Source organism: Pseudomonas sp. WS 5051, assembly GCF_012985715.1.
GTDB lineage: Bacteria > Pseudomonadota > Gammaproteobacteria > Pseudomonadales > Pseudomonadaceae > Aquipseudomonas > Aquipseudomonas bubulae.
Map to the genome: position 1 here is coordinate 166,721 of NZ_JAAQWV010000002.1, position 24,793 is coordinate 191,513.

At 58.7% G+C, this 24,793-nt stretch carries 22 protein-coding genes; 5 read left to right on the forward strand and 17 right to left on the reverse strand.

The window, feature by feature from the left end:
* Positions 1 to 18: 18 nt before the first annotated feature.
* The 4 genes from cobW (at position 19) to HBN79_RS03150 (ending at position 6,686) form a co-directional block, all read left to right on the forward strand.
* A complete protein-coding gene (cobW, locus tag HBN79_RS03135) occupies positions 19 to 1,089 on the forward strand; it encodes a cobalamin biosynthesis protein CobW (protein WP_095019216.1) in 1,071 nt (356 codons plus the stop codon).
* Positions 1,090 to 1,092: 3 nt separating this feature from the next.
* Complete coding sequence (gene cobN / locus HBN79_RS03140) at positions 1,093 to 4,863, forward strand: cobaltochelatase subunit CobN (protein WP_169916262.1); 3,771 nt, start codon at positions 1,093 to 1,095, stop codon at positions 4,861 to 4,863.
* A 165-nt stretch (positions 4,864 to 5,028) separates the two neighbouring features.
* Positions 5,029 to 6,033: an ATP-binding protein gene (locus HBN79_RS03145; protein WP_095000292.1), complete on the forward strand. Its 1,005-nt coding sequence runs from the start codon at positions 5,029 to 5,031 to the stop codon at positions 6,031 to 6,033.
* Positions 6,034 to 6,131: 98 nt separating this feature from the next.
* Positions 6,132 to 6,686 carry a VWA domain-containing protein gene (locus HBN79_RS03150; protein ID WP_262372220.1) on the forward strand — a complete coding sequence of 185 codons (555 nt, stop codon included), beginning with the start codon at positions 6,132 to 6,134 and terminating at the stop codon, positions 6,684 to 6,686.
* A gap of 48 nt (positions 6,687 to 6,734) precedes the next feature.
* On the opposite strand, the gene HBN79_RS03155 is transcribed toward HBN79_RS03150, so the two are convergent.
* A complete protein-coding gene (locus HBN79_RS03155) occupies positions 6,735 to 7,001 on the reverse strand; it encodes a hypothetical protein (RefSeq protein ID WP_095000290.1) in 267 nt (88 codons plus the stop codon).
* Between the two features lie 333 nt (positions 7,002 to 7,334).
* On the opposite strand from HBN79_RS03155, the gene HBN79_RS03160 reads away from it, so the two are divergent.
* Positions 7,335 to 8,660, forward strand: coding sequence for a sigma-54 dependent transcriptional regulator (locus tag HBN79_RS03160; RefSeq protein WP_095000289.1), 1,326 nt, complete (start codon positions 7,335 to 7,337; stop codon positions 8,658 to 8,660).
* 48 nt (positions 8,661 to 8,708) lie between these two features.
* Here HBN79_RS03160 and HBN79_RS03165 read toward each other — a convergent pair whose 3' ends face one another.
* The 16 genes from HBN79_RS03165 to arnC all read right to left on the reverse strand — a co-directional run bounded on the left by HBN79_RS03165 (position 8,709) and on the right by arnC (position 24,350).
* Positions 8,709 to 9,998: a transporter gene (locus tag HBN79_RS03165; protein ID WP_095032583.1), complete on the reverse strand. Its 1,290-nt coding sequence runs from the start codon at positions 9,996 to 9,998 to the stop codon at positions 8,709 to 8,711.
* 46 nt (positions 9,999 to 10,044) lie between these two features.
* A complete protein-coding gene (locus HBN79_RS03170; protein ID WP_169916266.1) occupies positions 10,045 to 10,782 on the reverse strand; it encodes a hypothetical protein in 738 nt (245 codons plus the stop codon).
* Between the two features lie 46 nt (positions 10,783 to 10,828).
* Positions 10,829 to 11,509 carry a C39 family peptidase gene (locus tag HBN79_RS03175; RefSeq protein WP_095024692.1) on the reverse strand — a complete coding sequence of 227 codons (681 nt, stop codon included), beginning with the start codon at positions 11,507 to 11,509 and terminating at the stop codon, positions 10,829 to 10,831.
* A gap of 62 nt (positions 11,510 to 11,571) precedes the next feature.
* Positions 11,572 to 12,366: a hypothetical protein gene (locus HBN79_RS03180; protein ID WP_095019959.1), complete on the reverse strand. Its 795-nt coding sequence runs from the start codon at positions 12,364 to 12,366 to the stop codon at positions 11,572 to 11,574.
* Between the two features lie 70 nt (positions 12,367 to 12,436).
* The gene (locus HBN79_RS03185) at positions 12,437 to 13,012 is read right to left on the reverse strand and encodes an adhesin (RefSeq protein WP_095019958.1); all 576 of its coding nucleotides are present in this window, start codon (positions 13,010 to 13,012) and stop codon (positions 12,437 to 12,439) included.
* Between the two features lies 1 nt (position 13,013).
* Positions 13,014 to 13,454 carry a hypothetical protein gene (locus tag HBN79_RS03190; protein WP_169916268.1) on the reverse strand — a complete coding sequence of 147 codons (441 nt, stop codon included), beginning with the start codon at positions 13,452 to 13,454 and terminating at the stop codon, positions 13,014 to 13,016.
* A gap of 362 nt (positions 13,455 to 13,816) precedes the next feature.
* Positions 13,817 to 14,371, reverse strand: a complete 555-nt coding sequence (locus HBN79_RS03195) for an AAA family ATPase (protein WP_169916270.1) — start codon at positions 14,369 to 14,371, stop codon at positions 13,817 to 13,819.
* Positions 14,368 to 14,931: a nicotinamide riboside transporter PnuC gene (gene pnuC / locus HBN79_RS03200; protein WP_095000282.1), complete on the reverse strand. Its 564-nt coding sequence runs from the start codon at positions 14,929 to 14,931 to the stop codon at positions 14,368 to 14,370. The genes HBN79_RS03195 and pnuC overlap by 4 nt, the downstream gene beginning before the upstream one ends.
* Before the next feature lie 109 nt (positions 14,932 to 15,040).
* Positions 15,041 to 16,648, reverse strand: coding sequence for a phospholipid carrier-dependent glycosyltransferase (locus tag HBN79_RS03205; protein ID WP_169916271.1), 1,608 nt, complete (start codon positions 16,646 to 16,648; stop codon positions 15,041 to 15,043).
* Positions 16,649 to 16,724: 76 nt separating this feature from the next.
* Entirely contained in the window at positions 16,725 to 18,083 is a 1,359-nt protein-coding gene (locus tag HBN79_RS03210; RefSeq protein WP_095019954.1) for a UDP-glucose/GDP-mannose dehydrogenase family protein, read from the reverse strand.
* Positions 18,080 to 18,481 (reverse strand): 4-amino-4-deoxy-L-arabinose-phosphoundecaprenol flippase subunit ArnF, encoded by a 402-nt coding sequence (gene arnF, locus HBN79_RS03215; RefSeq protein ID WP_095000279.1) that lies wholly within the window; start codon positions 18,479 to 18,481, stop codon positions 18,080 to 18,082. Before arnF ends, HBN79_RS03210 begins: the two co-directional genes overlap by 4 nt.
* Complete coding sequence (gene arnE / locus HBN79_RS03220; RefSeq protein WP_095000278.1) at positions 18,478 to 18,822, reverse strand: 4-amino-4-deoxy-L-arabinose-phosphoundecaprenol flippase subunit ArnE; 345 nt, start codon at positions 18,820 to 18,822, stop codon at positions 18,478 to 18,480. The genes arnF and arnE overlap by 4 nt, the downstream gene beginning before the upstream one ends.
* The gene (gene arnT / locus HBN79_RS03225) at positions 18,819 to 20,468 is read right to left on the reverse strand and encodes a lipid IV(A) 4-amino-4-deoxy-L-arabinosyltransferase (protein ID WP_095019953.1); all 1,650 of its coding nucleotides are present in this window, start codon (positions 20,466 to 20,468) and stop codon (positions 18,819 to 18,821) included. Before arnT ends, arnE begins: the two co-directional genes overlap by 4 nt.
* On the reverse strand, positions 20,465 to 21,349 hold the full coding sequence (arnD, locus tag HBN79_RS03230; RefSeq protein ID WP_095000276.1) for a 4-deoxy-4-formamido-L-arabinose-phosphoundecaprenol deformylase: 885 nt from the start codon (positions 21,347 to 21,349) through the stop codon (positions 20,465 to 20,467). Before arnD ends, arnT begins: the two co-directional genes overlap by 4 nt.
* Positions 21,349 to 23,340: a bifunctional UDP-4-amino-4-deoxy-L-arabinose formyltransferase/UDP-glucuronic acid oxidase ArnA gene (gene arnA, locus HBN79_RS03235; RefSeq protein WP_169916273.1), complete on the reverse strand. Its 1,992-nt coding sequence runs from the start codon at positions 23,338 to 23,340 to the stop codon at positions 21,349 to 21,351. The genes arnD and arnA overlap by 1 nt, the downstream gene beginning before the upstream one ends.
* Positions 23,337 to 24,350 (reverse strand): undecaprenyl-phosphate 4-deoxy-4-formamido-L-arabinose transferase, encoded by a 1,014-nt coding sequence (arnC, locus tag HBN79_RS03240; protein ID WP_095000274.1) that lies wholly within the window; start codon positions 24,348 to 24,350, stop codon positions 23,337 to 23,339. The genes arnA and arnC overlap by 4 nt, the downstream gene beginning before the upstream one ends.
* Between the last annotated feature and the right edge of the window lie 443 nt (positions 24,351 to 24,793).

Below are 24,793 nucleotides of genomic sequence, written 5' to 3' on the forward strand. Positions count from 1 at the left end.
TTTGCCAAAGGGCATCCGATGAAAACACTGGCCAAAACCCCCGTCACTATCGTTACCGGCTTTCTCGGTTCGGGCAAGACTACCTTGCTGCGTCATATGCTGGACAACGCCAACGGCCGTCGCATTGCAGTGATCGTCAACGAATTCGGCGAACTGGGTATCGATGGCGAAATCCTCAAGCAATGCGCTATTGGCTGCACCGAAGAAGAGGCCAAGGGACGCGTCTATGAACTGGCCAATGGCTGCCTGTGCTGCACGGTGCAGGAAGAATTCTTCCCGGTGATGCGTGAGCTGGTGGCGCGCCGTGGCGATATCGACCATATCCTTATCGAAACCTCGGGCCTGGCCCTGCCAAAGCCGTTGGTTCAAGCCTTCCAGTGGCCGGAAATCCGCAGCGCCTGCACAGTTGACGCGGTGATTACCGTGGTCGACAGCCCGGCGGTGGCGGCTGGCACTTTCGCGGCCTTCCCGGATCAGGTAGATGCCCAGCGCAAGCTCGACCCTAACCTGGACCACGAGTCGCCGCTGCACGAGTTGTTTGCTGACCAACTGGCCAGTGCCGATCTGGTGATTCTCAACAAGGTTGACTTGATCAGCCCTGAAGACCTTGCCCGTGTACGTGCCGAAGTGGCTGAAGAACTGCCACCGGCGGTCAAGATCATCGAAGCCAGCAGCGGTCGCTTGCCGCTGGACGTGCTGCTGGGCCTGGAGACGGGTTCGGAAGACCATATCGATGGCCGCCACAGCCATCACGACCATCATCACGATGGCGATGATGACCACGACGACCACGATCACGATGCCTTCGACTCGATCTCTATCGAGCTGCCTCAGGCAGAGGAGCGCGCGCTGATGGATGCTCTGAGCCAACTGGTGGTCAAGCACGGCATTCTGCGGGTCAAGGGCTTTGCCGCGATTCCGGGCAAACCGATGCGCTTGCTGATCCAGGGCGTGGGCACGCGCTTTGACAAGCACTTTGATCGCGCCTGGGGCAGCGACGAAGCGCGCACCACCAAACTGGTGCTGATCGGCCAGGACCTGGACGCGGCCCTGCTCGAGTCCACCCTGCGTACAGCATTGAGCGCCTAAACCATGCATTTGCTCAGGACCCAGCCCGGCGGCTTTGTAGCGGACGACAATATTGCCGACCTCGGCCAGACCCCCGCCGAGCTGGTGATCCTGTGCAGCGGTGATTCAAGCCTGGCCCTGCTCGCCGAAGCGGCGCAGCAGTTGCCTGACGATTATCCAAGCCTGCGTCTGGCCAACCCGATGCAGGTGCAAAACCACGGCTCGGTCGACCTGTATGTCGATGAGGTCCTGCAACACGCCAAGGTGATTTTGTTGTCGCTGCACGGTGGCATCGGCTACTGGCGCTACGGCATTGAACGGCTGGTGCAACTGGCTGAACGCGGTGTGACCCTGATTCTGGTGCCGGGCGATGACCGCCCCGACCCGGAACTCAGCGCCCTGAGCACAGTGCCCGTCGAGCAGGCCGAACGGCTCTGGCACTTTTTGCGCCAGGGCGGGCGGCATAACGCCCTGCAGCTTTATCGTTGCCTGGCCAGCCAATGGCTGGGCCGCGACTATGCCTGGGACGAACCGCACACCTTGCCCCGGACTGCAATCTATCATCCGGCCCACTCCAGCCCTGCACTGCAGGACTGGCAAGCCGACTGGCAGCCGGGGCTACCGGTGGCGGCGCTATTGTTCTATCGCTCGCATTTGCAGGCGGCCAACACGGCATTTGTCGATGTGTTCTGCCAGCGTCTGCAGGCGGCAGGGCTAAATCCGCTGCCGATTGCGGTCGCCAGCCTGAAGGAGCCAGGCTGCCTGGCGGTGGTACAGGACTTGCTCGATGAAGTCGGCGCAGGGGTCATTCTCAATACCACCGGGTTTGCCCAGTCCAGCCCGGAAGCTCCGCATTTGCGCCCGTTTCGCCGCAATATCCCGGTGATCCAGGCCATTTGTGCCCAGGACAACCAGCCCGGCTGGCAAGCCAGCGAGCAGGGTCTGGGCCCGCGCGACCTGGCCATGCACATTGCCTTGCCGGAACTGGACGGGCGGATCATCAGCCGGCCGATCAGCTTCAAGGACCTGGCGTGGCGCAGTGAGCGCAGTCAGTCGGATGTGGTGTGTTACAGAGCGCATCCCGAACGGATGGATTTTGTCGCAGAACTGGCACGGCGCTGGGTGGAGCTGGCACGTGTGCCGAACCCGCAAAAGCGTATCGCCCTGATCCTGGCCAACTACCCGACCCGCGATGGCCGTATCGGCAATGGCGTAGGGCTGGATACCCCGGCTGCAGCGCTGAATATTTTGCGCGCCTTGCAGGGCGAAGGCTACCCGGTGGCTGCTGAGCTCCCGGATACCGGCACCGCGTTGATTCAAGCCCTGTTGGGCGGTGTCAGCAACGACCTCGACAGCCTCGACCTGCGCCCGTGCCATCAAAGCCTTGGGCTGGATGAATACCAGGCGATGTTTAATCGTCTTCCAGAAGCCAATCGCCAGGCGGTGATTGAGCGTTGGGGCGAGCCACAGCACGACCCGATGTTTCGCAGCGGTCGCCTGATGATTGCCGGGCTGCGTTTTGGCCTGACCTTTGTCGGCATTCAACCGGCGCGGGGATATCATGTCGATGCCAGTGCGGTCTACCATGACCCGGACCTGGTGCCGCCCCATGCTTATCTGGCGTTTTATTTCTGGCTGCGCAACACCTACGGCGCCCATGCGGTGGTGCATGTGGGCAAGCATGGCAATCTGGAATGGTTGCCGGGCAAGGGCGTCGGGCTGTCTGAACACTGCTGGCCGGATGCTATTTTGGGCCCCATGCCCAACGTCTATCCGTTTATCGTCAATGATCCGGGTGAGGGCGCACAGGCCAAGCGCCGGACCCAGGCGGTCATTATTGACCACTTGATGCCGCCGCTGACCCGGGCCGAAACCTATGGCCCTCTGCGTGACCTGGAGCTGCTGGCCGACGAGTATTACGAAGCGCAACTGCTTGATCCGCGCCGGGCGCGGGAGTTGCAACGGGATATTCTCAAGCTGGTGCGCGATACCCATATCGACCGCGAGCTGCAACTGGACGCACACCTCGACAGCGACAGCGATGCCGCAATCTGGCTGCCACGGCTGGATACCTACCTGTGCGACCTCAAGGAATCGCAAATCCGCGACGGCCTGCATATTTTTGGTGAGTCGCCTGCCGGGCGTCTGCGCATCGACACCTTGCTGGCATTGCTGCGCATCCCCCGCGGTGATGGCCGCGGGGCGCAATCAAGCGTGCTGCGGGCGTTGGCCAAAGCCTTCGGGCTGAGTTTTGATCCGCTGGACTGTGCGCTGGCCGAGCCCTGGACGGCACGTCGCCCCGCGCCTTTGCAAGCAGTCAGCGAGGCGCTGTGGCGCACCGCAGGCGATACCCGCGAACGTCTGGAACTGTATGCTGCGCAGCTGATCGAGCAGGCGTTGGCGGGCACGCTGCAATTGCCCGACACCGAGCAATGGAGCGAAGTGCGGGGGATTTATGAGGCGCTGCTTGGGGTTGTTGCACCGCGTCTGGATGCCTGCGGCCCGGCCGAGATGCAGGGTCTGCTCGATGCTCTGGCGGGGCGTTTTGTCCCTGCCGGCCCCAGTGGTGCACCGAGCCGCGGGCGCCTGGACGTACTGCCTACCGGGCGTAATTTCTTTTCCGTGGATGTACGCAACTTGCCCACCACCACGGCCTGGCGTATCGGTTTTCAGTCGGCCAACCTGATTCTTGAGCGTCATTTGCAGGACCACGGCGATCACCTGCGTCAGCTCGGCCTGTCGGTATGGGGCACTGCGACCATGCGCACCGGCGGTGATGATATCGCCCAGGCCATGGCGCTGATGGGCGTGCGCCCGGTGTGGGCCACGGGTAGCCAGCGGGTGGATGACTTTGAAATCCTCCCGGTGAGCCTGCTGGACCGGCCGCGGGTGGACGTAACCTTGCGTGTATCCGGGTTCTTCCGTGATGCCTTTGCCAATCTTATTCGCCTGTTCGATGCCGCTGTTCAGGCGGTGGCGGCGCTGGACGAACCTGATGACCTGAATCCGCTCGCGGCAAAAGTGCGCAGCGAGCGTGAACAGCTGGAGCGCGAAGGGCTGGCCCCGGAACTGGCGGCCCGTCAGGCGGGCTGGCGGGTGTTTGGTGCCAAACCCGGGGCTTACGGTGCCGGGGTACAGAACGCAATCGATGGGCGTTTGTGGCAAAGCCGCGACGACCTGGCCGAGGTGTATCTGAACTGGGGCGGTTATGCCTATGGCGGCGCCGATGAAGGCACGGCGGCCCGCGGTCAGTTTGCCCAGCGATTGGGGCAGATGCAGGCGGTGGTACAAAATCAGGACAACCGTGAACATGACCTGCTCGATTCCAATGACTACTACCAGTTTCAGGGTGGCATGCTGGCGGCGGTAGAGAGCTTGCGTGGGGAGGCAGCAGCCAGCTACCACGGCGACCACAGCCAGCCGGATCTGCCGAAGATCCGTACGCTCAAGGAAGAGTTGAACCGGGTCATCCGTTCCCGTGCGGCCAACCCGAAATGGATAGAAGGGGTCAAACGCCATGGTTACAAAGGCGCATTTGAAATGGCCGCTACCCTGGACAACCTGTTTGCCTTTGATGCAACCACGCACCTGATCGATGATCATCAATATGCATTGCTGGCGGATGCCTATTTGCTGGACCCGGATACCCGTGAGTTTGTGCGTGAGCACAACCCGCATGCCCTGCGCGACATGACCGAACGCATGCTCGAAGCGCAGCAGCGCGGGCTGTGGAGTGAACCGGGGGAGTATCAAGCGGCGCTGGAGAATCTGTTGCTGGATATAGAGGAAGAGTAACCAGGCAACCCTCACCCTGGCCCTCTCCCGGAGGGAGAGGAGACTGCTCGGGGGATGTTCAGGATTTATACCTCACCAAAAATCGGCCCCCTCTCCCTTTGGGAGAGGGCTGGGGTGAGGGGCTATTAAGGCCGATCAATATTCTAAAATCTGGAGCCCGAAAACATGACTGACACCCCACATTTCCCGTTATCGGCGGTGGTCGGCGCGGACTCATTGAAACTGGCGCTGTGCCTGACCGCCATTGACCCGAAAATTGGCGGCGTACTCATCGAAGGCCCGCGCGGCATGGCCAAGTCGACGCTGGCACGCGGTCTGGCCGACCTGCTTGCCAGCGGCCAGTTTGTCACCTTGCCGTTGGGCGCAACCGAAGAGCGTCTGGTTGGTACCCTCGATCTGGATGCCGCACTGGGCCAGGGCAAGGCGCAGTTCTCCCCGGGGGTGCTGGCCAAGGCCGACGGCGGCGTGCTCTACGTCGATGAAGTCAACCTGCTTGCCGACCATCTGGTGGACGTGCTGCTGGACGTGGCAGCGAGCGGCACCAATGTGGTCGAGCGTGATGGTATCTCCCATCGGCATGCTGCGCGTTTCGTGCTGATTGGTACCATGAATCCGGAAGAAGGCGAGTTGCGCCCGCAGTTGCTCGACCGCTTCGGCCTGAATGTGATGCTCAGCGGCCAGCCGCAACCGGAAGAACGCAGCGAAATCATCCGCCGGCGCCTGGCCTTTGACGCTGATCCGCAGAAGTTTTGCGCGCAATGGGATGAGGCGCAAACGACCTTGCGCGAGCGCTGCCAGCAGGCCCGTGAACGGCTGGGCAGCATCGCTCTGGATGATCAGTCTCTGGCTGTTGTAACTGAGCGCTGTTTTGCCGCCGCGGTGGATGGCATGCGTGCCGACCTGGTCTGGCTGCGCGCAGCGCGGGCCCATGCCGCCTGGCGCGGGGCCACGGCCATCAGCCTGGACGATATTGATGCCGTGGCCGAGTTTGCCTTGCGTCATCGCCGCCGAGAACCTAAAGGCCAGGCGTCAACACCACCACCGCAGTCACCCCCTCAGGCCAGCAATGCTTCGCCTCAATCGGGGCAGGGCCAGTGGGGCGAACTGCCTGCACAGGTGCAACCCATGGGCGCGCGCCGTGAAGTGCCGAGCTGGCCAAAAAAGCCCTAGGCATCCGCCCCCGTTCTGCAGTGGGGGCGGATGCCAGGCCCCGGTCAGGTCAGCTCTCTGCGGGCAGGCAAGGCGCAAGCCGCAGCGCCGGCAGCGGGATGATCGACTGGATGCAAACCCTGCTCGGCGGTCGTCCCCGGCTGCACGCTGATCTGGCCTGGAAAACCCGGCAAAGTGCAGCGCCGGAACTCTGGCTGGTGGTGGTGGATGCGTCTGCTTCAACCCGTCGCCATCAGGCGCTGAGTGACGCCAAGGGGCTGCTGGCCCAACTGTTTGAAGATGCGTATCGCCAGCGTGTGCGGGTGGCGGTGATGACGGTCAGCGCAAAGGCGCCGCAGTGGCAGGTCATCGGCTCCAAGGCGTCTGCTGCCTTGAATGACTGGTTGCAGGGCTTGGGTGCTGGAGGCGGGACGCCTTTGCTGGAGGCCTTGCAGGAAGTCGCTGACTGGCTTGAAAGGCGCCGCAAACAGTGTCCAGAGGAACAACAGCGCTTTTTACTGTTGACCGATGGCCGACTGAAAGAGTGGTCAACGCTGCCGGCCATTGACTGCCCGGGACTGTTGATCGATATCGAGCGTGGCCCGCTTCGTTTGGGCCGCTCGCGTCAAATGGCCGCCGAGTTGAATGCAGAGTATGTACACATTGATGGCTGATTATTTATGGGAGCTGGTCAACCAGCTCCCAAATCAGTCAGCCGCTTCTCAAGCAGGCATGACCCAAGGCTGCAGGGTGTAGCCTTCGCTGCTGATCTCGGCGCGGGCTTGTGCCAGCAGGCTTTCCAGCTGAGCGGCGTCAGCGCAGGCGCTGCGCGGGATCTGTTTGCGGCCGATACGGGTATTGGTGCGATCGATAACAGTCAGGCTCAACTCGCCATGACCATCCTGTGCAGCCCAGGCAACGCATTGAAAAGGTTCAAAAGCGTGGCCGGCAATCAAAAGAGCTTCGTTGAAACGGAGCGGGGCGTTCATAGGGTGTTCTCTCAAGTATGCCCATCAAGTGATTAACCGTCGGCTGGGCTTACCGTTCGGTTGGTTACTTGTACTGATGACTTTAGAGGGGCATCAGGTCACACACTTTCGTCATATTTTTAAAAGTTTTTTTATATGACTGATCCAGATCAATTATCAGTGAGTGTATCTATCGCCCCTGCTCTTGGAACGAGGCTGTACAGTTTGATTGGCTATTAGGGTTATAAACAAACGATCCAGAAAGCGCCCAATGGCTTGCTAAGGTTACGCGTAAGTTGAACAAGGGACTGTTTTTAATGCTGTTTTATGTTTTTCTGGCGCCAAGGAACAGTCATGCTTGCAATGTCCTCTCCCCGACGTCTGCTGGTGGTCGATCCCTGTGCGGATTGTCATGAATTGCTCCCCGGTCTGCGAACCATAGGCTGGGCGGTCGACAGCTGCACTCTGGCAACCGTTGTTGACCGCTCTTGCGATGTTGGCCTGTTCAGGCTGCAACCTTTTCATCTGGAACGTCCCGAAGCGGTAAAAGACATGATCAGTCGCAGTGGTACCGAGTGGATTGCGGCGCTGACCCCTGACGTACTGAAAATGAACAATGTGGGGGATTTTGTCTGCGAATGGTTTTTTGACTTTCACACCTTGCCCTTTGACGTCTCCCGGGTCCAAGTCACACTCGGCCGGGCCTTTGGCATGGCGTGCCTGCGAGGGCAAACTTCAACCCCGTCCGATGTACAGGAAGATGAACTGCTGGGTGACAGCCGATTGATGCGGGACCTGCGCATGACGGTTAGCAAATTTGCACCCACCCAGTCGCCCATCCTGATTCGCGGCGAGAGCGGTACGGGCAAGGAGCTGGTCGCCCGCACACTGCACCGTCAATCCCAGCGCAACGGCAAGCCCTTTATTGCAATCAATTGCGGCTCCATTCCCGACCACTTGATCCAGTCTGAGCTGTTCGGCCACGAAAAGGGCTCCTTCACCGGCGCCCATCAGCGCAGGGTTGGACGCATTGAGGCCGCGAATGGCGGTACGCTTTTTCTGGATGAAATTGGCGATCTGCCGTTGGAATTGCAAGCCAGCCTGTTGCGTTTTTTGCAGGAAAAACACATCGAGAGAGTCGGCGGCAACCAGCCGATCCCCATCGATGTTCGTATTCTGGCAGCGACCCATGTTGATCTCGAGGCGGCAGTCGCCAACGGTCAATTTCGTGAAGACCTGTATTACCGCCTCAACGTGTTGCAATTAACCACCGCCCCCTTGCGAGAGCGACATGGTGACCTGGCCATGCTGGCCAGTCACTTTGCCCGTTTCTACAGTCTGGAAACAGGCCGTCGCCCGCGTACGTTCAGTGACGAGGCGTTGATTGCCATGGGCAATCATGGCTGGCCGGGAAATGTCCGCGAGCTGGCCAACCGCGTGCGTCGTGGGCTGGTATTGGCCGAAGGGCGGCAGATCGAAGCGCATGATCTGGGCCTGGAGTTGCGCCCGTTGTTGGTCGGCACGATGAACACCCTTGAACAATACAAGGACCGCGCCGAACGCCAGGCACTGTGCGAGGTGCTGGACCGGCACAGCGACAATTTGAGCATGGCCGCCAAGGTGCTTGGGGTTTCGCGGCCGACGTTTTATCGGTTACTGCACAAACATCACATTCGTTGAAAGCAGCAAAAGGCCCCCAGCGCTCAAGCGCGGAGGGCCTTTTGCTGTTTAGAAGTAGTAAGGGAATTTCAGGCTGAAGGTGAAGTCTGGCGCATCGTCGGTCAAGCCTATGGACAGGTTGGGCACGATGGTCAGGTTATCGGTCGCTGCTACGGTCATGCCGATATTGAAGTAACCGGCGTTGGCATCACTGGTGGTAACAGTTTGCCAGTCACCGCCATCCTGCTTGAGTTTGCTCTTTTTCTGAATCAGGTCGGACACGGAAAACGACATACTCATTTTTTCGTTGAGGGCAAAAGCAACCCCTGCGCCAATCTGGAAGCTGTCACCCAGTTTGACCTTGCCAGGCTGCTTCAGGTTTTGCGTGGAACTGATGTCGTCAAATGACTCTTCAAGGTTATGGGTATACGAGAGAGAGCCGAACAGCACAGCTGGGTCGAAGGTCTTGACCAGGGAAATGGCAGGGCTGATCGACCACACACCATTGCCGGTGGGCAGGTCTTCAGGGACAAACAAGTTGGTGTTTTCAGAGGCTTTGACCAGTTTGATGCCAAACGGGTCCTTGCCGGTGGGGGCCTTGACCCGCACGCTGAAGACCGCATCCGGGGTATTGACCGACTCGTCGAGGAACTTGTACGCGACTCCGAAGTTGACGTCGCCAATGGTCGGGTCGCGGGTAACTGTTTGCTCTGAAGTGGCTTGCGCATCACCGCCGTTGGCCCCACCGGACTGGTAAGTACTCTCGCGGTAAATCACCGGAACGTTAACGTCAAACTGCCAGCGGTTATCCAGGTTATAGCGTCCGGTGAGGTCAAGGGTCCAGTTGTCGGCCTTGATCCGGTCGAGGTTGAGGTTGCCCAGGAAAATTGAATCCAGGGCCAGAAAACCATTGAGAATCAGCTGGCGTGTGTCATAACGCGAATAGGTAATACCCGTTTCGAGGCTGAACTTGCCGCCGCCGAAAAAGCCGCTGGCTTCATCGTAGAGGTTGACCACACTCTGGGCGGGGGCGGAATCATCCTTGAGCGCGGCGCCATAAGAGCTGCCTTGTGCAGCGGTACTGGTGCCACTGGCAGCCGTAACGTTCTGGTTGCCTTTCATGTCGGCCGGTGATTTGGCCAGGCGCCTGGGTTGTGGCGTCGCAGGCTGATCCTCAACTTCACGCACCCGTTGCTCAAGCACTGCCAAGGCTTTTTGCTGTTGATCGTAACGTTGGCGAAGCTCCATAAGTTCTTGTTTTAGTAGCGCTAGATCGGCATCAGCCGCTGCATATAACAGGGGTGATGGGAATATAGTGCTCATACATACAACTGCGCGAAAGGTTAACGATCGATGCATGAAATAAGCCGTCCAGATAAGCCAAGTTGTAGAGCCTGAGCCTAGTTCAATAACCCATATTGCGAAGGCCTTTTAACTGATTGAGGTTGCAATCGAGCGCGCCGGGGCTGGGCAGGTTGTTACCCAGTACCACGTTAAGTTGTGCCATGTTATTGACCCTATTACCGCCGCCCAGCAAAGTAGTGCTTTGCAATACGCCACCCTGGGCGATTTGCTGCAGTGAGTTGCCTTGATTGTTGTTGGCCTGAATGGCCAGCTGAACGCCCCCACCCGTGGCCGAGACGGTCACATTGCCCGCACCAGCAGCCTGGGTGATGGACGTATTGGTCGTGAGTAAAACCCCTTGCTGGTTGACCACGGGGGCCTGGTCGGCCTCGCTGACATTGATGTCGACGTTGTTATAGGCGCTGTTGTTGTCACCCGCAGCCCGAACGCTCTGGGTGACGCCCTGGGCTGTGGTCAGGCCCGCACCACCGGTAACCGAACCAGTGCCGTTTGAGCCAGGGGCACCGTTACCGGCAGAACTGTAAGTGGACACGTAAAACTTGGGTTCAATGGTGTTTTGCACATACATGGAAGTACTGGCGCCGACTACGCCACCATTGCTGCTGGTCCAGGTACTGTTCATCACGATGCCGAAACTGATGATCCGCCCGGGCATCACATAGCGGCCGCGCAACTCGGCCATTTCAGTGTCTTTCAATTCAACCGGTTTAAAGGACGCCGCCTGGGCGTGCAGGCTGGTCGCAAGGCATGCGGCAATCAGCCAAATGGAAGTATTCATGTACGGCTCCTGGAGCGTCGGGCCCCGTAGTCATGATTGACGCACCTTAAAAAAAGTCGCTTTGGATAAAACCGAAGTCCATGAGTTCTGCGTCTTTGACCGGGTTAAACCCGTTGAGCTGGTTTTTTGCGGTCAGCGGGGCAGGCGGGGTCAATAACGCATTGGTCTTGTCGTAACCGGGGCCGATGATGGCAAACACAATGCCATTCCAGCCTTTGAGGAAATCTGCGTGGGAGTAGCGCTTGTGCCCCAGTACAGGGTCGCCGATATACACCCAGTCCTTCTGCGCGCGTTGCAGCACGACAAAGTGCTTGTAGCCACGGATATCCAGTAGCACCACAACGGGTATGTTCACGCTTTCAAGGCTCTGCGCCGGAATTCGGTAACCCCTGGCGCGCATGCCGATGCTCTCAACGTAGCGCTTCATGTCGAGCATTGAGAAGCCCTGGGTGCGAACCAGATCCTGATCAGCGTTTTGCAGCATCCCCTTGATGATCTGGTCTTCGTTGACGTCCAGCCAATAGGCCTGACGCAGTACGGTGGCGAGCGCCGCAGCGCCGCAACTGAAATCGGTTTTTTGTTCAACGATATCCGCAAAGCGCCTTTCACGAATGCTCTGCACCTGCTTGAACACCAGATTGCCGCCAGGCAGGGCAGCGATTGGCATCTGTGCGGCATGGGCCATTGCGCTCAGGCCGAAGAAGAGGGTGAGGGCGACAATACGCATGATTGATACGCCTGAATAAGGAAAAAGGGTCTCATAAACGAGACCCTTCTTTAGCGTCGCGACTACATGCAGACCTTGCAGCCGGCAGCGATGGACAGCGAGTTGCTTTGTTGGTTGCCGGTACCTGCCGCAATATTGGCACCGCCATTACCCGAGTAGCCATTGAACGAATGGTCCATGGTGGCGTTGTTGACGACAGGGGTTTTGTTGTTCCAGCCCGACCCTTGATTCCAGGTATTCACATTGCTGAGGTAAGACGCACCGGCTTCGTTGATCACCGACAGGTTGTTCGAGGTTTGCGAGGCGGTTGCCCCGGCGCTGGCGATACGACCATTGGATACGGCGATGGCCAGGTTGTTTTTCTGTTGGTTGAACTCGCCCGAAGCAACGTTTATGCCGACGTTACCCGAACTGCCATTGGCCGAGCTTTTGATCGAGGCGTTGTTTTGTGCGCCATAGTTGTGCGAGTTGTTGTGGCTGTTGGTCTGGGTGGCGCTGGTCAGGGACGCAGCGGTACCAAACACAAAGCTCTCGTCTGAAGTGGCGATCGCTACGGCGTTGTCTTGCTGGTTGCCGGAGCCGGAAGCGGCGTTCGCGCCCATGTTGCCTTCAGACCCTTTAATCGAGTCCTTGATGGTTGCATTGTTTTCGACCGCCTTGTTGGTCACTTTGTTGTTGTGACTGTTTTGCACGTCAATCACGACTGCAGCAGCGGCGGCATTAGGGTCAAGGGTGTATGCAGGCGGTGTCGATGGAGGCGGCGGATTGTTGTTGCCGTTACCGTTGGCTTGAGCAGATACGGCCACCAGTGTTGCCAGAGCGAAAGCCAGTGGCTTCAGAGCGATTGACGGTTTCATGGTGTTTCTCCGTGCATCATTAGTTGGGTTAAGTGTTGGCACTTTCCAATTGCACTGCGTTGTTGCCGGGTCAGTCAGCAACCCGGATATTCAGGGTGTTAGCCATGCGGTTCCCCACCCCTGCACTCTGGTTCAACTGCACCACCCCTCGGCTGCCGGTGAAGGCCTGATCGCTGGTAACGATCTGGCGACTGCCGCTGGCGGGGGATGCGGTACCCGAGTCTGGAAGCAGCGCCACGTTCTGCTGGGACAAGGCGCTGTCGTCGATACCTTGCGGCTGGGCACTGATGCTGACCCGCACGGCATTGACCATCTGGTTATTGGCTCCGGCTGACTGGTTGATACCGATCACACCGCTGCCATTACTGAAGGAATTGCCACCGATAGTTGCCCGGGCATTGAGCGAGGTGTCGGCGGGGGTATTGAGTTTCTGGGTCACTGCAGTCGTAGCGCGTGCCTCGGTGCCGATGGCAATTGCACGGATATTGACTTGCTGTTGCTGATCGCCAGACGCCTGGTTAAGCGAGACATTGCCATGGTAGTTGGCCCCCGAATCCTTGATCGTGGCGTCGTTATCGGAAGCTGCCAAAGCGAAGGAGGTGACCAGCAGCGCGGCAATCAGTGCAGGCAGGCGGCAGGCAATCATGTTATTTCCCCTGGCCCAGGGCAGAGAGCGGGCGCATCCCTTGGCTAATGCTGTTGCCAATCGTGCCGGAAATGCTGTTTGCACTGCCGCCAGCATGACCATTGCTTATGCCTGGCAGGCCGTTGCTGGTGGTGAGGCCGGGCAGTGTGTTACCACTGGGCAAAATGGACCGGGTGATCGCAGTTCCGCTGCTGACGCTGGCAAAATCACCATCGCTCAGTTCACGGGTTGCACCCATGACTTGAGCCAAGGGGCTGGCATTGACGGTTAGCGGGTCAGGATCGGGATGCATGGGCGGATTGCCCACCGCATGGGGTTGCACGGTACGGGTAAGCACTATCTCGCCATTACTGGCGCCATGAACAACGGCGCACCAGCCCAGCAAGGCGCTCAGGCTGCAAGCCATCAGCAGGTGACCATTACCACAACATGCGTGCCCCATGACTGTGCTCCCTTATCGACGCTAGCCCTGGCAAGCGTGATAGGAAGAGAGCATGAGCTGTGCCATTTCCAATTTAATGTTTGAAAACAACAGCACACAGCACGATGACTGTTCCGGGCGAGATCAGGTGTAACGAACATGAGATGTCAGTGTGCAGCCCCGGCCCTTGTACAATAAGGGCCGGGCTGGACATTACGTGGGGCAGGGGGGTGTCTCGTTAACCTTACAATTGCGCAAAGTCGTGCCTCAAACCAATGTTTTAGAGGCTTCACGAAATTTTCATGTAACAGCAACGGACATTGGCAAGAAGCTGAAAGCATTAAGTAACTCGCTTGCCAGTTGTTTGTTGTAAACAACCTAACTTATGGACTAATACTGTCTGAGCAAGTTTCCCGACTACCCATTAATTGTTCGACTGCGGCGCAGGCATGCTGTTGCCGGGCCTGCCAGTCGCCGGTTATCACTTGTACGGTTTGTTGATGATCGGTGAGCCAGTCAAGACTGGCCGCAAAAAACGCCTGGCGTTCCGCCAGTGAGGGTTGGCAGCGTTGACCGTCAGCGGTCCACTCCACATCGTCGGGGGACAGCAGCAAATGCAGGTCGTAGTGGCGCTTGAGCAGTTCAGTTTCAAGCCACTGTGGGTAGTCACCAAACAGGGTCTGGCTCCAGAGGATATTGCTGAGTAAATGGGTATCCAGAATCAGCAGCGCGGGGTGTTGGGCGCGCGCTTCGTCTTCCCAGCGAAGCTGCCCGAGAGCGATGTCCGGAATATCGGCCAGGCAGGTCTCGCGAGGGTTTTGCTCGATAAAGTAGCGCACATACTCGCCCACCATCGTGCCGCCAAAGCGCTGCTGCAATAACGCAGCGAGCCAGCTCTTGCCACTCGACTCCGGCCCCGCTAGAACGACCACCTTCATGTGCGCAGCGCCGGGTCGCGGCGCCAGTCACGCCAGCCTTGAATGGCTATCAGGGTAAACAACGCGTACAGGCCGGCGGTGAAGTACAGGTCCTGCCAGGCAAAAAAGCCGATATAAAGCACATCGATGACACACCACAATGCCCAGCACTGCAGGCGTTTTTGCGCCATCCATAATTGGGCAACCAGACTGAAGGCTGTCAGCGTGGCATCTGACCAGGGGAAAGTGGAATCGGTCCAATGGGCCATTGAGGCGCCGAGAACCACGCTGCCGATGGCGCCTGCAATCACCCCGCCCAGCACTTGCAATGGGCTTAACCGGCTGACGACACGGCCTTCATGCTGTGCCCCTGCGCGTGTCCACTGCCACCAGCCATAGACTTGCAACAGGGCAAAAAATACCTGCAAGAGCATGCCTGAATACAGTTTGATCTCGAAGAAGATCCAGCTGTAGAGCAGCACCATCACCAGACCGATGGGCCAGCACCAGGGGTTCTGTTTGACTGTCAACCAGACAGCAATGACGCCGAGTGCGGCGGCAAACAGTTCAAGCCCTGACATTGGGATTCCTTGGGGAGAGAGAAGGGCGGGGATTGTACCTGCAGGCGCACTGTTTGTGCTCTGGCGTTTTGCCGTAGTTGTGGGAGCGGGGTTGCCCGCTCCCACAGGATCAAGGCCGATGCAGCAACACATAGTCGTTCTTGTCGAAACGACCGCTCAGCGTCGGGGCAATATTACCCAGGTCACTGCCTTGCAAGGCCTCATAGTCCTTGCGATCCATGATGATCCAGGCCGGAGCCGGCAATGCTGCCAGTTCAGCGGATGACTGGGTGAACAGCGGTAGCAGATCACGATCCACGTTAACCATGAACTTGATCGCCTTGGCGTCCTTGCCCATGCCATGCAGTACTACTGGGGCCGGAGCCTGGTCGATCAGTTGCATGGCCTTGAGGGTAAAGGTACGCGTATCGTAAAGGCTGCGCTCTGCAGGTTCGAAGACCATGATATAGCTGCTCCACATCGCCAGCACCGCACAGGTTGCCAGCCCCGCAACACGCCATTGGGCTTTGAACAGTACGCCAACGGCCAGAACCTGAAGCACTGCCAGGGCCACGAATATGACGGTCAAGGGTGGCAACTCTTCACCAAAACGCTTGCGTACAATCACCAGACCGATAATCAGTAAACCCGGCAGCAGCAGGAACAACCCCTGAATCAAGCCGCGCAGGCCAGCAAATACCCGCCCGTGCATGACCTGGAACGGGTAGGCCGCAATAATCGCGGCCATCGGTAACATGGGCAGCAGGTAACGGGCCTTTTTGGCCTGGGGAATCGACAGGCCGATCATCACGATCAGGGCTGCACCAACGCAGTACTTGACCAGTTGCAAGGCTGGCCCCGACGGCTTGCGCCCGGTAATCAGGATCGCCAGCAGCACCAAAACGGCCAGCGGATAAGCCAGCGCGTAATTGCCCATGGAACTGGTGAAGTAATACAGCACGCCGCTGGCGCCTTCGGTTCCATCCATGCGTCCTGTCACTTGCATGCGGATGACTTCATGTACAAAAGCCTCACCGCCACTGATCCAGGCCAGCATCAATAACGTGCCAATACACAGGATCAGCAAGACCAGCGCTTGCAGGCCAAAGCTGATCAGGCGCCGCCACTGGCCATTAAGCAGGTAATAGCTGCACAGGATACCGCTGGGAATGACCAGGCCGATCGGCCCGCGCACGGCAAAACCCAGTACCAGCAGGGCCAACAGCCAGAAATGACGGCGTGGTGCCGCAAAGTGATCGTGGGCGTAAGCCAGGTAGAAGGCACTGAAACTGAGCGCTGCCAGCATCTGGTCAAGCGATACCGCACGTGTTTCGGTGATAAAAGTCATGCTCAGCAACAGCAGTGCCACGCTGACCAGCGCCCAGGTGCGCGATTGCGCCGCTACCAGGCGATACATCAAGGTCACAATGCTTGCACTGGCAATGGCCGTAGGTAGCCAAGCTGTCAGGCTGGTGACTTTGCCAAAGGGCAGGGACAGCAGCCAGGTAAGCAGGGTCGAGGTTGCGCTGTAGTCCGCGTAAGGCTGGCCGTAGGTGGTCGGGAAAAAACCGGGGCCGTGACGCAGCATTTCATTGGCGAACATGACAAAGCGCGAATCAAAGCCAATCGCGGCCTCTTGATGGTTGCCCAGGATAAACAGCAGCAAGGCGAGCGCGCCCAGAATCAGCGATTGCCTGCGCAAGGTGAGCAGGGCGGGGGAGGTGAAATCGGCACGCATGTCGAGTTTCCTTGTCTCATCGGGACGCACAAAAAAAAACGCCGCCATTGTTGCCAATGGCGGCGCTGCTGAATCATCAAAGGGTTGTTGACCCGACCGGCAAGTTGCACGACTCGCCACGCCCCATCGGGAAGTACTGCAAGCCGGCCTTGGCCAGGCGCTCACCGTCATACAGGTTGCGCCCGTCAAAAATCACCGGCGTGCTCAGGCGTTGCTTGATCAGGTCGAAGTCCGGCGCCTTGAATTGCTGCCACTCGGTGCAGACGATCAATGCGTCGGCGCCATTAAGGGTAGATTCCGGTGTGCCCATCAGGCTCAGGCGCGGTTCATCGCCGTAAAGGCGCTGGGTTTCCTGCATGGCTTCGGGGTCGAAAGCGCGCACATTGGCACCGGCAGCCCACAGGGCCTCCATCAATACGCGGCTGGGTGCGTCGCGCATGTCATCGGTGTTGGGTTTGAATGCCAGGCCCCACAACGCAAAGGTCTTGCCTTCAAGGTTGCCCTTGAAAAACGCGTTGATGCGTTCGAACAGCTTGTGCTTCTGCCGCTCGTTGATCGCTTCGACCGCTTGCAGCAGATCGCTGGAGCAATTGACCTGCTGGGCACTGTGGATCAGCGCGCGCATGTCTTTGGGGAAGCACGAACCGCCATAGCCGCAGCCAGGGTAGATAAAGTGATAGCCAATCCGCTGGTCGGCGCCAATGCCCAGGCGCACGGCTTCGATGTCGGCCCCAAGGTGCTCGGCCAGTTCGGCGATCTGGTTGATAAAGCTGATCTTGGTCGCCAGCATGCAGTTGGCGGCGTACTTGGTCAGCTCGGCGCTGCGCAGGTCCATGAAAATGATCCGGTCATGGTTGCGGTTGAACGGCGCGTACAGGTCGCGCATGACTTCACGCACTTCTTCACGGGCACAGCCAATGATGATGCGGTCCGGGCGGCGGCAATCAGTGACGGCCGAGCCTTCCTTGAGGAATTCCGGGTTGGACACCACGTCAAATTGCAGCGAGCGTCCGGCCTGCTCCAGGGCCTTGTTGATATGGGCGGTCAGCGCGTCGCCAGTGCCTACGGGCACGGTGGATTTCTCGACCAGGATCAGCGGCTCCTTGCGGTGGCGGGCAACGGCGTCACCCACGGAGAACACCTGGCCAAGATCAGCCGAGCCGTCCTCGCTCGGAGGCGTGCCCACGGCGATAAACAGTACCTCGCCGTGCTCGACAGCGGTTTTTTCATCGCTGGTAAAACGCAGGCGCTTGCTCTCGAGGTTTTCACGCACCAAGGCTGAAAGCCCGGGCTCGAAAATGCTGACGTGACCTTGTTGCAGCGACTCGACCTTTTTCTGGTCAATGTCCATGCAGATGACGTCATGGCCGACTTCCGCCAGAACCGTCGCCTGCACCAGGCCTACATAACCACTACCAAATACACTGATTTTCATGCGCTGTTTCCGGAAGTACGTCGAGAATTGATCACAAGCACCCCAAGAATGACCAGCGTCACACCGAGGGTTTTTGAAAGGGTGAAGCTTTCATGGAAAATCGGCAGGCTGGCAGCCAGCAGGTAGACCAATGCATAGCTGACACTTAGCAGCGAATAGGCGCGGCCCAAGGGCAAATCGCGCAGGGCCAGCAGCCAGCAGAGCATCGACAGTGCATACGCGACAATGGCGGCAACTACCATGGCCAACGCCGGGAGCGAGACACTGCCCTGGCTGAACGCTTCAAGCCATTGGGCGGGCTGCGGCAACCGCGTCATGCTCCAGCGCATGCCCAGTTGGGCGCCGCTGACCAGTAGTACACTGCCTGAGGCAAAGGCAAATCCACGGTACAGGCTCATGCGTGTTGCCCCAGTAAAACCACCCCGGCTATTACCAGCCCAACGCCCAGCCAATGGCGCAGGTCGATGGTTTCTTTAAACAGATAACGGGCCACCAGGGTGATCAGTACAAAATTTAGGCTGAGCATCGGGTAAGCAACCCCGACCTCGAGCCGTTGCAGTACCAGCAACCACACCAGCAAACCCAGGCCGAGGCATAGCAGTGCCAGCCATAACCAGGGGGAGCGCAGTTTTTGCGCCACCCCGGTGTCAACCCCGCGCCAACCTTCGACCGCGTATTTCTGGGCGATCTGGCCAGCACAGGTCAACAGACAGGCCAACAGCAATAGCGTCAGGGTCATGGAGCAATCTGCGGGTAAATCAGAATCACCATATTGCCTTCGTCATAGCGCTTGGCGTCTTTGGGCAACTCGTCCATTTCATGGCTCTCATCGCTGTCCTTGACCCGCATTACCACACCGACCGGGCCTTTGCGGCGAGCTTCAGCCATCCACGGGCCAACTTCGGTCAGGCTAATGCTTTTACCTTTGGCATCGTCGTAGGTCAGGCCGTACTTGACCTCACCCTGGGTGTTGTAAAGTGTCACGTCAGGTCGGCGCAGACGCCAGGCCAAAGCAGACGCTGCGCCCAGGTCGTTACTCAGAAATGTCTTGGCCCGGGACAGCTCATCCATATGTTCCAGGACAAACTGGTCAGGCATTTTGTTGTGAACCACGCTGCTCGGCATGGCGGCTGGCAGTACCAGTACCAGAACACCCATGGCCAGTGCCGGCGCAGCCCACATTTTCAGAGGTTTGGTCAGTGTCAGCAGGCCGGTAATGATCCACGTCAGCAGCACCACGACCAGCAGGGCCATATGCAGCGGTTCGTTGTCATAGAAGGGCTGTTTGACCTGGAAATACACCAGGGCCAGCAATGCCGCACTGCCGCCGATCAGGTTGACCGCGCCATTGAAGCGCAGGGCGCAGGTTTTGGCCTGTTCAACCCGTTGCATCATTGCGTGGCCCAGCAGCAGTGCCAACGGCAACATGCACGGCATGATGTAGGTTGGCAGTTTGCCCTTGCTCAGGCTGAACAGCCCCAGTGGCAGCAGCAGCCATAGCAGCACGAACACAATGCTTGCATGGCGTTTGTTGCTCCAGGCGTCCTTGAAGGCCACCGGCAACAACGCTGCCCAAGGCAGGCTGGAAACCACTAGCAGCGGCAGGTAGAACCACCATGGGCGACCGTGCTGGGCATCGTCACCGGCAAAACGGCGGATATGCTCGTGCCAGAAGAAGAAGCGCCAGTAGTCAGGCTCCTGGGCGTGTACTGCCAACACCCACGGCAGCGAGACAATGGCCGCCACCAGCATGGCCACCAGGCCGTACTTGACCAGTTCCAGAAAGCGCTTTTGCCAGAGCATGTAGGGCAGAGCGATCAGTACCGGCAGCAGCAGAGCCAGAAAACCCTTGGTCATAAAGCCCATGCCGCAGGCAAAACCCAGTACCGCCCAACTGATCAGGCGATCACGATTGGAGCTGCTGTCGACGGCAAACCACAGCGCCACCAGGCTCAGGTTGACCCACAGGGTAAACTGCGGATCAAGGTTGGAATAACCGGCCTGGCCTGCAATCAGGCCAAAGGTCATGTACACCAGGGCGCAGGCAAAGCTCTTGCGCGGATCGTTCCACAGGCGACGGGCCACGGCATAGGCCAGGAACACGCTCAAACCGGTGGCGATGGCCGAGGCAATGCGCACGCCAAACAGGTTTTCGCCAAAAATGGCCTGGCCGATGGCAATCATCCAGTAGCCGGCAATCGGCTTCTCGAAGTAACGCAAATCCATAAAGTGCGGGGTGACCCAGTTACCGTCGATCAGGATTTGCTGGCCGATCTGTGCGTAGCGCGTTTCGTCCGGGATCCACAAGCCGTGGGTGCCCAATGGCAACAGGTAAAAGGCGATAAAGGCCAGAACCAGCAGCGGTATTGTCCAGCGTGAAGTCATGGCTTCTGCACTCCCAACCAGCCTTCACGGCCTTCCAGCACGCCACGGCTCAATTGCCCGGCGGGCAGGCTCTCGAGGTCGGCGGGCAGCAACTCCCGCAGGGGTTGGAAATGAATGTCACGGGCACGGGCCTGCGCCAATAATTGACGGAAGTCATTGGCCATAAGAATCCCTTCTACTTCAGCATGGATGGTGTACGCATTCAGCTTTTGCGGGCTGAAGCGGTCAAGAATGAATGAGTTGAAATCGGCGGCACTGAGCTCGGGCCCGACCACTTCATCGAATGTGGGTAAGTCCACAGGGATTTGCGGCGCCCCCAGCCTGCCTTCGGCCAACCTTGGCCGAAACAGGCTGTGCCCGCGGCAATCACTGTTGTAGCGAAAACCAAAGGTTTCCTTGGCCCGGACCACGCGCTCGTCGGCACGCCAGCCGGCAGCCGCCGAGCATTCGACGGCCTGCCCGGTGATATCGCTCAGGGTGTCGACACCCCGGCGGATCTGCTCGATCAGCTGCGCCTCGCTCCAGCGCGCAGTATTGGCCTGCCAACCGTGGTGATCCCAGGCGTGCAGGCCGACCTCATGCCCGGCGGCAAGGGTCTGGCGCATCAGGTGCCCCAGATCCTTGCCGATCGGTTTGCCAGGCCAGGCGGTGCCAGCCAGCAAAATATCCCAGCCATAAAGGCTGGCCGCCTTGGAGCGCATCATTTTCCAGAAGAACCGGGGCTTGATCAGCCGCCATAAATGGCGGCCCATGTTGTCCGGCCCCACGCTGAAAAAAAACGTCGCTTTGATCTGAGCTTCGTCGAGCAGTTCGAGTAACCGCGGCACCCCCTCTCGGGTGCCGCGGTACGTGTCGACATCGATACGCAGTCCAGCTTGCATCAGCGTTTTTCCGCGATTTCTACCATGGCTTCACGCAGGAAGAAGTCCAGGGTCTTGCCTATGGTTTCGCTCAGCTCGGTGGTCGGGGTCCAGTCAATCAGGCGGCGGGCGTTTTCCACGCTTGGCTTGCGATGGCTGACGTCCTGGTAACCGGTACCGTAGAACGACTGGCTTTCAACATCACGGAAACCGGCAAACGGCGGGAAGTTGTCACGCAGCGGATGCGCCTCGAACTGGCGCAGTAACTCTTCGCCCAGTTGACGAATACTGGCTTCGTTGTCCGGGTTGCCGATGTTGATGATCTGGCCGTCGCACTTGCCATCCTTGTTGTCGATGATGCGCGCCAGGGCTTCGATACCATCGGCCACGTCAGTGAAGCAGCGCTTTTGTTCGCCGCCGTCAACCAGACGGATCGGGGTACCTTCCACCAGGTGCAGGATCAGTTGGGTGATGGCGCGTGAGCTGCCAACCCGTGCCGAGTCCAGGCGGTCAAGGCGTGGGCCCATCCAGTTGAACGGACGGAACAGGGTGAATTTCAGGCCCTTGGTACCGTAAGCCCAGATAACACGATCCAGCAGTTGCTTGGAGACCGAGTAGATCCAGCGCTGTTTGTTGATCGGGCCAACAATCAGGTTGGAGGTGTCTTCGTCGAAGTTCTTGTCCTGGCACATGCCATACACTTCGGACGTGGACGGGAAAATCACGCGCTTGTTGTACTTGACGCAGTAGCGCACCAGCTTGAGGTTCTCTTCGAAGTCCAGTTCGAACACGCGCAACGGGTTGCGGGTGTATTCGATTGGCGTCGCGATGGCCACCAGCGGCAGGACCACGTCGCACTTCTTGATGTGGTATTCGATCCATTCAGTGTGGATGCTGATATCGCCTTCCACAAAGTGGAAGTTGGGGTGGCTGCGCAGGCGATCGATAGCATCGGAGCCGATATCGAGGCCGTAGACTTCGTAGCGGTCGTCCTGCAGCAGGCGCTCGGACAAATGGTTGCCGATAAAGCCGTTAACCCCAAGGATAAGCACGCGGGTGCGGCGTGCCGGGCGACCGGACTCACTGCCTCGCAGGCGCGAACCTTCTACCAGGCCCAGCTCGCGGGCCAGTTGCGGGCCGCTCAGGTACAGGCCGTTGTCGTTGCGCTGGCCTGCGGTGATGACCAGCGAGTCTGTGCCGCAGGCAATACGCAGCGGCTCGCAGCTGATGACTTGGCCAGGTGCATGGCCCTGGTTGTCGGCAACCACTTCGGCGCCCCACACAATCAGCTTGTGCTCACCCACGGCACAGAAGGCGCCCGGATAAGGTTGGGTCACGGCACGTACCAGGTTGAACAGTTCTTCAGCCGGGCGGTTCCATTGCAGCAAGCCGTCAGCCGGGGTGCGGCGACCAAAATAAGTGGCTTTGGATTCGTCTTGCGGGGTTTCGGTGAGCTTGCCTTGTGGCAGCAGTGGCAGGGCTTCGGCCAGCAGTTGGGCGGCGGTTTCGCGAAGCTTGGCGTGCAGGGTCAGGGCCGTGTCCGAACGCTCGATGCTGATACGATGCTGGGCCAGGATATCGCCTGCGTCAGCGCGTTTGACCATGCGGTGCAAGGTTACGCCGGTTTCGGTTTCGCCGTTTACCAGTACCCAGTTGGCCGGTGCGCGTCCACGGTAGCGTGGCAGCAGGGAACCATGCAGGTTGAAGGCGCCCTTGCTGACGCTTGCCAGCAACTCTTCGCCCAGCAGGTGGCGATAATAGAACGAGAAGATGTAGTCGGCGTTCAGTTTGCGAATGCGCTCGATCCACAATGGGTGGTTGGCGTCTTCAGGAGCGTGAACCGGAATGCCTTTGCGTGCACACAGCTGGGCAACCGAACCGTAGAAGTTGTTTTCTTTGGGGTCGTCAGCATGGGTGAATACAGCAGCAATTTCGTAGCCTGCATTGAGCAAGGCTTCGATGCCTGTGCAGCCAATATCGTGATAGGCGAAAACAACGGCTTTCAAACTCATGATTGAACCTGTGTCGAAGTAGAGGAAGTCGGGGTGCTGGTTGTAACGGAAGGCGTTGCAGAGTCGGCGCGTACGATTTTTTCAATGAAGAATCGTGGCCGTGCCCTTACATCGCTGTACATGCGGCCCAGGTATTCACCCAGAAGGCCCATGCCGATAAATTGGCCGCCGGTAAACACGAAGAGCACCGCAAACAATACGAAAGTACCGTCGCCGGCCCAGCTTGCACCGAAGATCAGGCGCAACATGATCAGGGCAATGGCGAAGACCGCGCCCAGTGCTGCCATGCTGAAACCGATGATGCTCAGCAGGCGCAGGGGCGTGGTCGTCATGCAGGTGATCAGGTCGAACATCAGGTTGATCAGGCGCATGGCGCTGTACTTGGAGTCACCGTGCTCGCGCTCGGCGTGCTCGACCAGTACCTCGGTGGTGTGGCGGGCAAAGCTGTTGGCCAGGATCGGGATAAAGGTGCTGCGTTCGCGGCAGGCGAGCATGGCGTCGACGATGCTGCGACGGTAGGCGCGCAGCATGCAACCGTAGTCGCTCATGGCAACCCCGGTGGAGCGTTGTACGGCCAGGTTGATCAGCCGTGAAGGCCAGCGGCGCCAGGCGGAGTCCTGACGGTTGTTGCGTACCGTACCGACTACGTCGTACCCAAGAGCAGCCTGTGCCACCAGGCGCGGAATTTCTTCCGGCGGGTTTTGCAGGTCGGCATCCAGCGTGATCACCACATCGCCCTTGGAGTGCTCAAAGCCGGCCATGATTGCAGCATGCTGGCCGTAGTTGCGGTTGAGAATAACCGCAACGACGGGGCTGCCTTCACGTGCGGCAGCGTCTTCGAGAATTTGCGCCGATTTGTCCCGGCTGCCGTCGTCGACCAGTACGATTTCATAGGCCTGGCTCAGTTGTGCGCAGGCGGCTTCTGTGCGACGCAAGAGCTCGGGCAGACTTTCTTCTTCGTTGTAGACCGGAATGACGATCGACACACACTGGATTGGGTAGGGTTTCAAAGTATTCGTTCCAGTCAGTTTCAGTGGCACAAGACGACATGTCTTTGTCGACCAAACTCAGGGCGCGTTAAAGATCCGGGCCCTTTACGAGTAAAGCCTGTTTCTAACAAAGGTAAAGTCGTTCTAAAGCGTTATCTACATGATTTTGTTGCAAAGTCTTGGGGCATTGCTTTCGTTGCTGTTGCATACGTTAAACGCGTCCTTGTGAAAAACCTATAAAAGTTGGGTCAACAGTGCATCCTATCTAAACGCTAGACAGGTGCTATTCAGGAAAGTATTTACAGCGCCCAAGCATTGTCTGACTTGACAGTAGTACTTTTCTTAAACAGGAAGATTCTTACATTGACTGAACGATTTTGAACAGTGATTCAGCACAGCTTTTATGACTAATGAGTAACAAGTGCGCAGGCAAAGCCCAGCGCCAACCTGCGGATATGTGACGT

Bases quoted from the DNA above. Each gene is read 5' to 3' on its own strand.
- cobW (WP_095019216.1), top strand. From the start codon at position 19: ATGAAAACACTGGCCAAAACCCCCGTCACTATCGTTACCGGCTTTCTC.
- cobN (WP_169916262.1), top strand. From the start codon at position 1,093: ATGCATTTGCTCAGGACCCAGCCCGGCGGCTTTGTAGCGGACGACAAT.
- HBN79_RS03145 (WP_095000292.1), top strand. From the start codon at position 5,029: ATGACTGACACCCCACATTTCCCGTTATCGGCGGTGGTCGGCGCGGAC.
- HBN79_RS03150 (WP_262372220.1), top strand. From the start codon at position 6,132: ATGATCGACTGGATGCAAACCCTGCTCGGCGGTCGTCCCCGGCTGCAC.
- HBN79_RS03155 (WP_095000290.1), bottom strand. From the start codon at position 7,001: ATGAACGCCCCGCTCCGTTTCAACGAAGCTCTTTTGATTGCCGGCCAC.
- HBN79_RS03160 (WP_095000289.1), top strand. From the start codon at position 7,335: ATGCTTGCAATGTCCTCTCCCCGACGTCTGCTGGTGGTCGATCCCTGT.
- HBN79_RS03165 (WP_095032583.1), bottom strand. From the start codon at position 9,998: ATGCATCGATCGTTAACCTTTCGCGCAGTTGTATGTATGAGCACTATA.
- HBN79_RS03170 (WP_169916266.1), bottom strand. From the start codon at position 10,782: ATGAATACTTCCATTTGGCTGATTGCCGCATGCCTTGCGACCAGCCTG.
- HBN79_RS03175 (WP_095024692.1), bottom strand. From the start codon at position 11,509: ATGCGTATTGTCGCCCTCACCCTCTTCTTCGGCCTGAGCGCAATGGCC.
- HBN79_RS03180 (WP_095019959.1), bottom strand. From the start codon at position 12,366: ATGAAACCGTCAATCGCTCTGAAGCCACTGGCTTTCGCTCTGGCAACA.
- HBN79_RS03185 (WP_095019958.1), bottom strand. From the start codon at position 13,012: ATGATTGCCTGCCGCCTGCCTGCACTGATTGCCGCGCTGCTGGTCACC.
- HBN79_RS03190 (WP_169916268.1), bottom strand. From the start codon at position 13,454: ATGGGGCACGCATGTTGTGGTAATGGTCACCTGCTGATGGCTTGCAGC.
- HBN79_RS03195 (WP_169916270.1), bottom strand. From the start codon at position 14,371: ATGAAGGTGGTCGTTCTAGCGGGGCCGGAGTCGAGTGGCAAGAGCTGG.
- pnuC (WP_095000282.1), bottom strand. From the start codon at position 14,931: ATGTCAGGGCTTGAACTGTTTGCCGCCGCACTCGGCGTCATTGCTGTC.
- HBN79_RS03205 (WP_169916271.1), bottom strand. From the start codon at position 16,648: ATGCGTGCCGATTTCACCTCCCCCGCCCTGCTCACCTTGCGCAGGCAA.
- HBN79_RS03210 (WP_095019954.1), bottom strand. From the start codon at position 18,083: ATGAAAATCAGTGTATTTGGTAGTGGTTATGTAGGCCTGGTGCAGGCG.
- arnF (WP_095000279.1), bottom strand. From the start codon at position 18,481: ATGAGCCTGTACCGTGGATTTGCCTTTGCCTCAGGCAGTGTACTACTG.
- arnE (WP_095000278.1), bottom strand. From the start codon at position 18,822: ATGACCCTGACGCTATTGCTGTTGGCCTGTCTGTTGACCTGTGCTGGC.
- arnT (WP_095019953.1), bottom strand. From the start codon at position 20,468: ATGACTTCACGCTGGACAATACCGCTGCTGGTTCTGGCCTTTATCGCC.
- arnD (WP_095000276.1), bottom strand. From the start codon at position 21,349: ATGCAAGCTGGACTGCGTATCGATGTCGACACGTACCGCGGCACCCGA.
- arnA (WP_169916273.1), bottom strand. From the start codon at position 23,340: ATGAGTTTGAAAGCCGTTGTTTTCGCCTATCACGATATTGGCTGCACA.